General features: G+C 50.6%; 9 protein-coding genes. 8 read left to right on the forward strand and 1 reads right to left on the reverse strand.

All coding sequences use genetic code 11. From position 1 onward, the window contains the following. Nucleotide 1 precedes the first annotated feature (1 nt). The 8 genes from B5D63_RS04710 (at nt 2) to eco (ending at nt 11,359) form a co-directional block, all read left to right on the forward strand. Entirely contained in the window at nt 2-1,174 is a 1,173-nt protein-coding gene (locus B5D63_RS04710) for a hypothetical protein (RefSeq protein ID WP_078667586.1), read from the forward strand. 24 nt (nt 1,175-1,198) lie between these two features. Beyond that, nucleotides 1,199-2,281, forward strand: coding sequence for a fasciclin domain-containing protein (locus tag B5D63_RS04715; protein ID WP_159455886.1), 1,083 nt, complete (start codon nt 1,199-1,201; stop codon nt 2,279-2,281). Between the two features lie 26 nt (nt 2,282-2,307). Continuing rightward, the gene (locus B5D63_RS04720) at nt 2,308-3,534 is read left to right on the forward strand and encodes a fasciclin domain-containing protein (protein WP_078667588.1); all 1,227 of its coding nucleotides are present in this window, start codon (nt 2,308-2,310) and stop codon (nt 3,532-3,534) included. Nucleotides 3,535-3,562: 28 nt separating this feature from the next. Then, complete coding sequence (locus B5D63_RS04725; RefSeq protein ID WP_078667589.1) at nt 3,563-4,540, forward strand: fasciclin domain-containing protein; 978 nt, start codon at nt 3,563-3,565, stop codon at nt 4,538-4,540. A 15-nt stretch (nt 4,541-4,555) separates the two neighbouring features. Beyond that, nucleotides 4,556-7,828 (forward strand): TonB-dependent receptor, encoded by a 3,273-nt coding sequence (locus B5D63_RS04730; RefSeq protein ID WP_078667590.1) that lies wholly within the window; start codon nt 4,556-4,558, stop codon nt 7,826-7,828. 11 nt (nt 7,829-7,839) lie between these two features. Further along, the gene (locus B5D63_RS04735) at nt 7,840-10,020 is read left to right on the forward strand and encodes an IPT/TIG domain-containing protein (RefSeq protein WP_159455887.1); all 2,181 of its coding nucleotides are present in this window, start codon (nt 7,840-7,842) and stop codon (nt 10,018-10,020) included. Nucleotides 10,021-10,541: 521 nt separating this feature from the next. Next, the gene (locus B5D63_RS04745) at nt 10,542-10,844 is read left to right on the forward strand and encodes a helix-turn-helix domain-containing protein (RefSeq protein ID WP_078667593.1); all 303 of its coding nucleotides are present in this window, start codon (nt 10,542-10,544) and stop codon (nt 10,842-10,844) included. Nucleotides 10,845-10,897: 53 nt separating this feature from the next. Then, nucleotides 10,898-11,359 carry a serine protease inhibitor ecotin gene (eco, locus tag B5D63_RS04750; RefSeq protein ID WP_143312762.1) on the forward strand — a complete coding sequence of 154 codons (462 nt, stop codon included), beginning with the start codon at nt 10,898-10,900 and terminating at the stop codon, nt 11,357-11,359. Between the two features lie 76 nt (nt 11,360-11,435). On the opposite strand, the gene B5D63_RS04755 is transcribed toward eco, so the two are convergent. Next, nucleotides 11,436-13,196 carry a family 43 glycosylhydrolase gene (locus tag B5D63_RS04755; RefSeq protein ID WP_078667595.1) on the reverse strand — a complete coding sequence of 587 codons (1,761 nt, stop codon included), beginning with the start codon at nt 13,194-13,196 and terminating at the stop codon, nt 11,436-11,438. Between the last annotated feature and the right edge of the window lie 4 nt (nt 13,197-13,200).

Raw genomic sequence — 13,200 nt, forward strand, 5'->3', positions numbered from 1 at the left:
CATGAATAACAGAATCATTCTTTTGCTTTTACTGTGGATAACTGTAGGTACGGCTTGCCGGAAAACGGAATACACCAACATTGAGGAACCGGCCTACCTGCGGATATTCAATAACCTGGACTATAACATCACCGTTGACAACAAAGAGGCGCCGCAGCCGTTCCTCACCTTCCTGATGGACCCGGAGCTGGATGCTGATGGTATCCCCGTGGCGGCCAAAACCACCGGTGACTTCCTTGACAAGCGCGCTGCCTGGGCACGGCCTTACCCGGACGCTGTCAACACCACACTGTTTCAGACGGAATACCCCGGCAGCGCCAAAGTATTGGCCGGACCGGTCCTCAACGGCTACGACCTGTCCAGCTGGGCACAGATACCTTCGGGAAAACACCGCGTGATGTTCGTGAGCCGTCCCATCAGCCAGGTGCCCTTCTTTCAGTTGCCGAAAGACCTGCGGCGCCAGGTCATCATCGATACCGTAGTGGACTTCGCCAGCAGGGAGGTATACACCATGCATGTACTGGAGAAAGACTGGGACACCAAAACACCGGATGTCTATGTCCGGAAAGAAACATTTATCCATCAGCCTTTTTCAGACTCGCTGGTGTATGTCAATTTCTACAACCTTAGCGCTGCCGGTTTCTTTGAGCGGGGAAAAGTACGCTCCACTGCTGACATCAATAACAGGAAGATACGCGATACCATGAATGTATATTATTCGTTGAGCAATGTCAGTGAGCAAAACCAACAGACGCCTGTTGCCGGCCACACCGGCGTGCTGATGGGCGCAGTGATACGCGCTCATGATCCGGTGGTGCGTCCCTACTACAGTTTTCCGTTGTTTCCGGATACTTCTGCCAATAAGATATATACCGGAAGGGGGGCGCAGACATTTACCTTCCTGTCGTCCGCATACACTTATGAGAACAATCCGTTTCTGCAGCATATGACGGAGTCCAATGGCCGCTTTACTGAATTGCGGGTAGGACCTGACAAATTCACCGGGTTTGTGGCTTTTCCCATGGTGGCGGACTTCCTTACGGGGATGGTAGTCACTATCCGTTCAGGAAAATATCTCAACCGGTCTTTCGCCACTGTTAACACCGTCGAATATGTCAATGGTAAATTCTACCTGATGACGATTCAGCGTAAGTATGAACCGCCTGTGTATTAGCAGGTCTTTAAATCAATGATGATTATGCGATATAATACTTTTCGTTACTTGTTTTTCTTTTTCCTGCTGGTGATAGCGGGATGTAGGAAAGATGATCTGATGCCACCGAGGGAGACGGCTCCAGTGCGTGCCATGGGAGACTTTATCCGCAACAACTATGACCTCAGCCTGTTTGCCGCTGCCATACAGAAAGCCGGCCTGCTGGACAGTCTGAACCAGACCGGCCCTTTCACCTGCTTCGCCCCGGACAATAAAGCCTTCAACGATATGGGTATTACCCGGGCGCGTGATTTTGACGCCATGAACCCGGACAGCCTGCGACTGCTGGTAAGCTACCACGTGTTTAAAGACCGGAAGTACATCTCCGAGTTTCCGCTGCAGATGGGTAACAAATACGTGACGCTGGCAGGCGCCGAGTTATACGTATCTGTAGCCAATATAGCTAACGCCACACATACGCCTCCTGAAAACCGGAATGTGTTTGTGAATGGCGCTATGGTATACGATGCCCCTAAACGCAATGTGGCCTTGTCTAACGGCGTAGTGCACGTTATCCGCAAGCCGCTCGGTTTTAAACCGGTCACTATTCAGGACCACCTGCTGGCAGATACCAGCCTCTCTATTTTTGTCACCGTGATGAAACGATGCAAGCTGTGGGACGGATTAAAGGAGAAAGGCCCATTTACAGTGTTCGCACCGGACAATGAGGCGTTCCGAAAATACAATATCTCCGCCGACAGCGCTGCACGACTGGACCCGGAAAAATATGAAGCGGTCGCCTTTAACATATACCCGTTGGCGTTAAAGCCGAAGCGTATTTTCTCCACTGACTGGACGCAGATAGCCGGCACTTACGGTCCCATATCCTCCATGATCAACATCGGGAACTTTGCCATCAAACCTGTTTACGACTACAATTCCTATAATAACACGGAAAATGTTTTTATCCATATGATGGATGTCGTTACCGGTCAGCCCAGTACTAATGGTCCGTCAGCCCTGGGCTACCGTAAAGGTTTTGTGCAGGGAGCCGACCATCTGATGAGCAACGGACTGGTGCATCACATCGACGATCTGTTACTCGACCCTGCCACTTTACGCAAATAGATACAAACGTTTAAAGCTAATTGACAATGACCTTGTTTACATCTTTTACCATACCGGGCAGGCTGCTGAGATGTTGCTTACCTGTACTGCTGTTGCTGGCTATGGCCTGCCGTAAGCAGGATATAGAACCGGAACCTGTGGGAGAGCCGGTGCCCTACACCGGACCAGTACTGGGCTTAAAAGAGACGCTGGAGAAATCTCCCTATACCTATTTTAAAACGGCGTGGAGACGCGCTAATATCGATACCCGCCTTCAGGATGCTGGCACCGCATCGTTCACCATTTTTGCGCCTACCGACAAGGCGTTTGAACAAGCCGGCTGGACCCTGGAAAAAATCAATCAGGCTATGCCGGAGACGCTGGACAGCCTGTTGTCTTTCCATATCAGTGCCAATCAGGTACATCCTGCTTCCCTGGAGCAGGTAACCGGTAATCTCGCCATGGTGACGTTGCTGAAGTCTGCCAGCCTGCCGGGGTATGAAGGCGCTGCGCCCTATGAGTATGTGCTGTATGCCGGGAGGTATCATGACAGCCTGTACATCAACGGCCAGCCTGTGAGCAAATGGGGACAGGCCCTTGAAAGTACCACTGCTACCATCTATCCTGCAGACAAGGTATTGCAAAAGCCAACGCAGGACATGTTGTCCTTCCTGCAGTCAGACGAACGTTTCAGCTTTTACCTGGAAGCCTGCCGGATCAACGACAGCCTTTACCTGGATAAAAACCCGTGGGACCGGGAGTTGTTAAATATGCCGGTGCTTTCAGCCACAGGTTCTTCCGGGGGCCAGTTCACCCTGATAGTTCCTACCAACGAGGCGTTTCGTAAAAGCGGTTTTAATACGATAGCGGACATACGTCAATATAATTATAAGTCGCTGCCCATTGGTGATCCCGATTACGACGAACAATTTTACTACCGTTATCCCACAACGGCGATGGATTCCATCCTGTTGCCCAATCGTATGGACTATGCGGGTGCTACCGCCGCCCATAATGGCCAGAGAAACATCTACCAGGTGTATTTTTCCAATGAGCTGATGGTCAATAAAGGCGTCTCCGGCATGTTACTGAGGCCAGGCGCCGTGTATAATAATGCGCCCGTTATATACAGACTGGATTTCTCCGCCGGTAGCGGCGGAGTGGGCGTGAAGCGGCTGGGATCTTCCACCGCCCGGTTGCCGCTGGCGGAAGCCAATATCTGCCTGCTGAACGGTGTGGTACATGTTGTAAACGAAGGGTTGTTCATGCCGTAGTCATTCATCTCCCTAAAAACAAACAATCATGAAAAGGATTTTCTATACCGGTTTGACGCTGTTACTAATGACTGCCTGCAGCAAGGATGAGAAGACAACACCGGACCAACAGTTAAGCAACCGTATCACCTATGTGATCGCCGATAACCTATTTAATTTCTCCAGTTTCAACACGGTGATCGAACGTACCGGTTATGGCCCCAAACTGGCTGGCGAAGGGCCCTTAACGGTGTTGGTGCCAGACAATAATGCATTTATTAAGGCCGGCTATGCCAACGCCAGTATTGTATTGCAGGAGAGAGCGTCCGTATTGAACAATATAATGACTTATCACGTGCTCAGTGGCACGTGGGAGCTGAACAAACTGCCGTTCGCTTTTAACCAGGAACTGACCACCGCTGCCGGTGCCAAAATGTATGCTACCCGTTGGGTGAAAGGCCAGGACACGGTGCTGACTATCAACGGAACACCGGTTGTTTCCTACAATCTGCCAGCCAGCAACGGGTTGATACAGGTGATGAGCGAGGTATTGCAGCCGCTGGTGAATCAGACGCTCTCCGACGCCATCGCTGCTGATACCACACTGACCTTCCTGAACGTGGCGCTGCAACAGGCCGGTATGAAGGACATGATGAGCAGTAAAAACAGCTATACTTTCTTCGCACCTTCCAACAGTGCTTTCCGTAGTAAAGGCTTTCCCTCTGCCGACAGTGTGGGGAGAACCGATCCTGCTGTACTGAAGCGGATGCTGGACTATACCTTTTTTACAGGCCGCCGCTTTATATATGACTATGTGCTCACTACCGATGCTACCGACAGAAGCCAGCAGGCGATGTATAACGGTAATAACATCACTATACAGTTGTTGAAAGAAGGGGTGAAATATACCGGCGTCAATATACAAGGGTCTGGTAATACAGGCCCCGTTACGATTCTTAAAAGCAATGTGCTGACTGGCAATGGTGTGCTGCATATCATTAACAGTGTGCTCAGTGAAAACCAATAAATCCAATAAGCTAAGATGAAGCAGGTATTCTACACTATACTTTTACTCCCTTTGCTGCTGATAATAGTACCGGGAAGTTATGCACAGGAGACCAACGGCGCCTGGGGCGGGCGTATCACCAATAACAAACAGGAACAGTTGCCCGGCGTGACGGTGATGGCGGTGCATTTGCCTTCCGGTACAAAATACGGGACTGTCACCACGGCAGACGGCAGGTATTATCTGCCTGGTCTTCGTGTAGGCGGTCCATATAGCATTACCGTCAGCATGATGGGCATGGAAACGCAGGCGCAGGAAGGTTTTACCATCCGCCTCGGCGAGCCGCTGCAGCTCAATTTTGTACTGACGGACAAAGGTAAACAGCTGTCTGAAGTGGAAGTGAAAGCCACCCGCGCCGGCGCTAAAGCCAATACCTTCGGCGCAGGTCAACATATCAGCCGTTTGCAGGTGGCCAATATGCCCACCATTTCCCGCAGCATCACAGATGTAACTAAAATGGTGCCGCAGGGTTCCAAAGACAACTCTTTCGCCGGTACCAACTTCCGCTATAACAACGTGACCATCGACGGCGCCATCAATAACGATGCGATAGGTTTCAGCCCTTCTATGGGCGGCATCACCGGTTCTTCCGGTATGCCCGGCTCGAGCACCCGCACCAACGCCGTATCAATGGATGCCATCGAAGACATGCAGGTATATCTCGCACCTTTCGATGTGAAGATCGGTAACTTTACCGGTGGCAGTATCAATGCGGTTACCCGCAGCGGCACCAACAAAGTGACCGGCAGCATCTATGGCTTCGGCCGCAACGCTGCCATCACAGGAAAAGACAAGGTAGGGCAGCTCGGTAAAATGGATAATGATTTTTATGATTACCAGGCAGGCGTACGTGTAGGGTTCCCTATCATCAAAAACAAACTGTTCTTCTTTACCAATGAAGAGATCACCCGCCGCTGCGACCCTGCACAGCTGATAGCCGGTACCCCGGAAACAGCGCATATCCTGAGTACCAAAGATGCGGAAGATATCCGCAACGCTACGATCGCACGTTATGGAAAGGACACAGATCCCGGCACTGCCGGTGCTTACAATGCGTGGTCCAGGTCCGTGAAGTTCTTCAATCGTGTCGACTGGAACATCAACGATCAAAACCAGCTGTCTGTCCGTAACAACACTATTCGTTCCTCGGCGATGAACATGGACCGCGACCAGCAGGATTTCCGCTTCAGCAGCATGGCCTACGAACAGACCAACAACCAGACGTCCACAGTTGCTGAACTGAAGACCCGCTTCAATAACCGTCTTTCCAACAGCCTGATCATAGGGTATACCGTGGTGCATGACAAACGAGACCCTACCGCCAATCCCGCACTGCCACAGGTACAGATCATGGGGCGCGCTCCCGGTACCACCATCTATTGGGGCACCGACAGGGAAGCGTCTATCTTCGATATGAAACAACGGACTATCGAGATCACAGACAACTTTACCCTGCGAAAAGGGAAACATACCCTGCTCTTCGGAACACACAACGAGTTTTACCATATCGACTATGGCTTTGTGAACAGCTGGAATGGCCGTGTGGACTATCTCAGCATCGATGACTATCTGAATAACGTGCCTTATCGCGTACGTGGCAGCTACAACTTTTCCAATAACGGTCGCGGTTATATACTGGCCAATCCGGAAGCCCGCTTTAATGTAAACCTGCTCAGCGCATACGCGCAGGACGAGGTCCAGCTGACAGAGAAGCTGAAGCTGATTCCAGGCGTGCGCGCAGACTATACCATGTTGCCCAACGCCCCGGTGTTGAGTGATCAGGTCCGCAATGCCTATACGGACGATTATTTCGGTACCACCTATGCCTATACGCCGTTGAGCCGCATCACCAACAACTACCTGAATAAGGTACAGCTATCCCCCCGGCTGGGATTCCGGTATGACTGGTACGGCAACCAGCAGCTGGTGCTGCGTGGCGGCACCGGGTTGTTTACCGGCCGCATTCCCTTTGCATGGCTGGCGTACGCTTATTATAACAACGGTGTCAACTACGGTTCTTTTGATCAGAAAGCAGATGCGAAAGTATTTGTGCCTGGTACAGATCCTGTAAAGCCTGGTCAGCATGGCATTGCTGACTTTATCGCCGGCAACGGCACGGTGATCAATCATCCGCTGGCAGGTAAAACACAGGTAGATGTTATTGACAATAATTTTGTGATGCCGCAGGTATGGCGTACCAGCATAGCGGTGGATTATACAACAATGAACGGTTATAAGTTCACCGTAGAAGGTATGCTTACCAAAACGCTGAAAGATGTCATGTTTCAGCAGATCAATATCAAAGATAATCCCCGTTATTACGGTTACGACAGTACGAAACAGCAACCCGTTTTCAGCGGTACTGTAGATCCGCATTTCTCTAACGCCTACCAGTTGAGCAACACCCGTAAAGGTTACCGATATAGCGTTACCGGCAGCGTTAACCGCAACTTCGCTTTCGGCTTGTATGCCTCGTTGGCCTATACTTACGGACAGTCCAAAGACGTGTCCAACGGTATCCGTAACTCCATGGAAAGTAACTGGCAGTTGAACCAGGCGCTTAATCCCAACAACCCCGGACTGGCGTATTCCAATTTCGACGTCCGCCACCGGTTGGTATTGAACCTGCAATATGTCCGCCGCTGGAACAACAGCTGGGTAAGTACGCTCAATCTGTTTGCCACGGCGCAGTCAGGAAGTCCGTTTACCTATGGTATCATGAACAACAGTATTCAGGGACTGCCGCAGCAGGTAAGCCTGGTGTATATCCCCGAGGCAGGCGATGCTGTAAAATTCTTCCAGGACTATACCAGCAAAGCCGGGGAAACTGTCACCGCTGCTTCGCAGGCAGCCGCTTTCAATGATTACATCGATGGCGACAAATACCTGCGTACCCGTCGTGGGCAATATACTGAGCGTAACGCCGGCCGTACGCCATGGAACATTCAGGCTGACCTGCACTTTGCACAGGAGTTTCATTTCTCCAGAGATCCGGGCAGCCAGTTCCTCACTTTCACCGTGGACGTGATGAACCTGACCAATTTACTGAATAAAAACTGGGGCAAATCCTATTTCTCTCCCAATACTTTCAATTCTACCGCCAGTGTGGGCCTGACACCCGCTTTCCCGGCAAAACAGAATCCCGGTAACTACCCGGTATACCTGTACGAAAATCCGGGTAAGCCCTATGCGATCGACTTTTTTAACTCCCGTGCACAGGTGCAGCTCGGGATGAGATATTCATTCTAAAAATGATGACTATGAAATCATTGCTATATTTTTTATGCGGGCTGCTCTTGCTGACAGCCTGTAAAAGGAACCGGGATGAAGCGATGGAGATACCGCCGTCTGTTACTTCTTTCTGGCCTAACAGCGGTAAGGCGGGTACCATTGTTACCATCCACGGTACGGGGTTTGACCGTAAAAATAGCGAGGCGGACTTTAACGGCACCGCCGCTGCGGTAGTGAGCGTGAATGATACCATCATGACTGTGCTGGCGCCTGCCGGCGGCAGCAGTGGTAAGTTGTCCGTTAAGACCGGCGACAAAACCCTGGAAGCAGGTACTTATACCTATCAGGACCTGAGTATGCGTGGCGTGAACCCGCTGAATGGCCCTGCCGGCACCAATGTGGTGATCATTGGCGAGGGATTCAGCAGTATGAATGCGCCTGCCAAAGTGATGATCAACGGAAAAGAGGCGACCATCACTTCTGTGAACGATACCACGTTGATTGCTGCCGTACCGGTATCTGCCGGCAGTGGAACGATCAGGGTGGTGGTTGACGGAAAGGAAGTGACGGGGCCCGCGTTCCTGTTCCAGGATATCAGTAAAATCAAACCGCTGAAAGGCGGTAAGGGTACCCATGTGACGATCACCGGTGAAGGGTTCAATACAGTGTCGGCCGGTAATGCGGTGGCTTTCAATGGAAAGGTTGGGACGGTAATCAGCGCTACTGCCACGCAGCTGGTGGTTGCTACGCCGGACGATGTAGCTACCGGTCCGCTGAGTGTGACCATCAACGGACAGAAAACCGTAGGCCCGGTATTTACGGTGATTCCTCCGCCGGTGCTGAACACCATTGCTCCTTTAAGTGGTCCCGCCGGCAGGGACGTGACCATCACCGGCGCCAACTTCAGCAGCCTGGCGGAGGAGAACAACGTTACCTTCAATGGCGTTGCCGGTGTTGTAAAACAGGCGGGCGAAAAAGAACTGATCGTTACCATTCCGGCAGGCGCAGGTACGGGAAATATGAAAGTATGGGTCAACGGTCAGGAAACCGGCGGTCCGCAGTTCAGGGAACAGAACCTTGGCGTGGTAAGCCTGTCTCCGGACAACGGCCTGGCCGGTACGACCATCACCGTTAGCGGTATCGGCTTTAGCAGCAACCCGGCAGAAAACATTGTCACTTTCAACGGCGTGACGGCCAATGTAGTCAGCGCCACTGCTACCACGCTTGCGGTAATAGCGCCTGTGAATGTGACTACCGGCACGGTGAATGTGAAAGTGAGCAGCCTGGATGCTATAGGCCCGGTGTTTAAGCGCGCCGGTGTGGTAACGCTGGCGGGCGGCCCTGGTACCGGTATGTTCACGAACGCTACAGGCCTTACCGGCGACCGCAATGGCAACCTGTATTTCCTGCAGGGTCTGCAGGTGAAAAAAATATCGCCCGACGGTACGGTAAGTGATTATGCCGGCGGCGCAGTAGGAGGTCATGTAGACGGCCCGCTGGCTGATGCCCTCTTTCAAAACCCCCGTACCATCACCGCAGACATCTACGATAACCTGTATGTGCTCGACGGAACAGGACAACGGTATTACGTGCGCAAAATTACGCCGGCCGGACAGGTTAGTACGGTGCTGAATATTATTGATAATCTGTCCGGTGCATTGGCCGTAGATAACAACGGCGTTATTTATGTCAGCAAAATGTACCAGGGGGTGTATAAAAGCGAAACCAACGGCTCACTGACCAAATTCAGCACTTTTCCACACTCCGTCCCCGATAAAATGGCGGTGGACGCATTGGGCAAACTGTATTATGCGGGTGGTGATTATTACAATCCTTACATAGTGGTAGTGCCAACGTCCGGACAAAACAGCTACCACTGCGGAAGTCTCTTTGATTTGGGATTTGTGGACGGTGATGGCGCCGCCGCCCGCCTCGGCAGCCCGCTGTGTACTACGTTAGATCCTACTACCGGTAACATCTTTTTTGTGGATAACATGAACATGTGTATCCGGTATGTGACCCCCTCCGGCACCGTAAAAACAGTTACCGGTGCAGCCGGCACTTTTGAGTCATTTAAATCCGGTTATAAAGACGGGACACTGAATGAGGCGCTATTCAAAAGCATGAACGGCATTCATGTGGACAGAAGCGGAAACATCTATGTGCTGGACCAGCAGAATAACGCTGTCAGAAAGATATTCCTGAAATAGTGATTTGAGGAGTGATGAAAGCCCTGCTGCCGACGGTAGCAGGGCTTTTTATTTTTTTTGACAGCGTTTACATCGGGTTAACATTTGTAAGAATTTGCTAGATTATTTTTGTTGCACTTATCCTTCCTTCCAGTGACCCGTAACGCATAGCTATTGCATGCTACCGATTACGGAAAAATTTTACCGGCATTTCACTTTTGAATAAGATATTTTATTAACTTTGAACTTAACTTAAAAGTGAAGTATTTTGAATGTCGATTGGCCGAATCGGATATCAGGTTGTATTGTATACGGTTAAACAAAAACTGTATCATTTTAGGAAATGGAGGGATAAAATCCTCTCAAAAAATCTCTGACAGCCCGGATTGTTTACCGCATTGGAAGTTAGTGAAGAGGTTTGAAACGGCCTTTAGGGAGAAGATAAAGTGGGGTGAGTTAGGGTATGACAGACATAATAAACTCATACCGAAGCGGGGAAGAGATTTGATAATATCATTTGAAGGTTTATAAACGAATTAACTATGGAAAAAAGAAGCCCAATATTTGACGAGGTCAGTAAAAGGACAAGCCCTTTTATTAAGCGGAAGGTGGCCCTTTCCTTTGCCATCAGTGAGCGGATTCTGGACATATTGGAATACCGGGGTATTTCACAGGCGGATTTAGCCAGAATGATGGGAAAATCGGAGTCTGAAATCAGTAAATGGATGAGCGGTGTGCATAACTTTACCAGTGAAACGATTGCCAAAATAGAAGTGGCCCTCGATGAAAATATACTAATGATGGCACAGGGGTACAGGCATAAGCCCGCGAGTGTTCGAAAGTAACATTCCAAACAATTCTGCTTCCCGGCTGTTAACATAGCATAAAACATTACAGTATGAAACATATCATTCTCCTGTTGCTGCTATGGAGTGCCGGCATGACGGCAGGTTATTCACAGGAAAAAGAGCTGAAACCATTTCCCAAAGCGTGGAAAGGGGTAGAACGCTTTGTTATCCAGTTGCCCGCTAAAGATGCGGAAGATAACTACCAGGTGGAAATCATGGCAGGTAAAACCCTGAAAGTGGATTGTAACCACCATGGACTGATCGGCAGCTGGGCCGCCAAAGATGTAAAGGGGTGGGGGTATACTTATTACCAATACACTTCCACCGGTAAAACAAGATCTACATTGATGGCCTGCCCCGATAAAACGCTGCAGGACAAGTTTATCTTCAGCACCAAACTGGTGCGTTACAACAGCAAGCTGCCGATTGTGGTGTATGTACCCAAAGGGTTTAGCGTAAAATATAAAATCTGGGAAAGAGGCAATCAGGAAATGGATGCGGAAATCAAGTAGGTTTTCGTTCAGATAAAACAAAAGCCAGGGGGAGATCACCAAATGATCTCCCCCTGGCTTTTGTTGTTGAATAATATTACGGGACCGCTATCGGCGCTGTCCGGGCGGAAATACCATTTTCGTTGATGGCTTCTATACTGTAGTAGTATGGAAGGTCCTTATCCATCCCTTTGAAGAAATAGTCATTGGCGTTGTGCACCATAATGCAGTTGTACAGTTTATCGGGAGCCATGCCGAAATAGATGTTGTATGCGTAGGCGTTGTCTACCGGCCGCCATTTAATCCAGGCGCTGCGTTTATCCTTTTCCGTGCGGAGCACTACGAACGATTTGACGGAGTCGGGTGCGGGACCGTTGCCCTTGCCGAATATACGCAGTCCGCTGATGGCAAATGTGCCACCCGGCATATGAACGTTCACCAGTTTGATGTACCGGGCTTTTACGGGATGTGGAAGCGCAACGTAATCATGCGGCACATCTGCCTGGTTATTGCTTTTGTCAATCAGTACCTGCCATTTTTTTCCATCCAGGGAATAGTAGAGCAGGTATTGATGATAGATGCCGGTTTGTTTGCCGAGGAACGGCGCATCCTGATCGGCATAGTTGATCTGTACAGCGTGGACGGTGCTTACTTCGCCGAGATCGCTCTGTAGCCATTCTCCCTTGTTGCCGGTGGCGGCGCTCCAGTAGGTCTTGATGTTTTCGTCGACCGCGTTGTTGGGGAGGTATCCGCCAAGTGTAGAGGAAACGATCACCGGTTTGTTGTAGTTCAGCAGCATCCACCCGGTGAAGGAGCGGCTGTCGGTTTCGAAGGAGTTGATGTTACTGCCCCTGTTGAGATAATGTGGATAGTCCCCGAAAGCGGTGTTGCAATAGAGTACGTCATCTTTGTCAAAACCGGCGGGCCAGCAACCGAGTCTTCTTTCGAAACTGTTTTTTACAGCGATGACCATGGAGGACACATGCCACCAGTTGCCTTTGTTATCCTGGAAAGTGGCGCCATGGCCGGCGCCGCGGGCAAAGCCTCCGGGCTTGAAGGAGAATGGGTTGTGGGCCTGCGGCCGGAAGGGCCCCAGCGGATGGTCAGACACTACCACGCCGTCGGCATAACCGCTGAACTCTGTTCCGGGAGCGCCGTATTGCAGGTAGTATTTACCGTTGTGTTTGGTCATCCAGGCGCCTTCGATAAACGGGTCGAGGAAAGTGTTGTCCATATATTCCCCGAATCGCTGCCAGCCATAACGATAGTCTTCCAGCATGTACAACTCTTTGCGGGCGCCTTTCAGTTGTAATGTTTTACGGTCTACTTCTCCGCCATATAACGGATAGCGGTTACTGCTGCCGTTGTACTGGTACAACTTGCCATCGTCGTCCAGGAAAAAAGCCGGGTCCCAGCCGCCGGCAGCGAAAGAGTCCACCGCCTCTTTCCACTGGTTGTCTTTGGGATCAGTGCTCATCCAGATGGGAAAATTACTGCTATAGGTAGAACCGAAGACCATCATGGTATCGCCCATCACCCATACGGCCGGTGCGCACAGCTCATCATATACCTTGTGCCAGGGCTTCAGAAACTTGCGAGATACAAAATGCCACTGGCTGAGGTCAGGGCTCCACCAGTATCCCCACTGGTTGGTGGAGAAAAGGTAGAAGTCCCCCTTGTAGTTTACGATCACAGGGTCGGCGGTGGCCCTGTGTTTGCCCCATTCGGTGAAGTTGGGAATGGGACAATAGCCGTAGTCTATATTGATCGGATTACAATAGGTGGTTTGTTGTGCGTAGGCCGGCAATGACAATAAGCATGACAGCAGCACTGTCAGTATACGAGGTAAATTCAGCATGACT

Origin of the sequence: Chitinophaga eiseniae (genome assembly GCF_900167135.1) — a bacterium.
GTDB classification, from domain to species: Bacteria; Bacteroidota; Bacteroidia; order Chitinophagales; family Chitinophagaceae; genus Chitinophaga; species Chitinophaga eiseniae.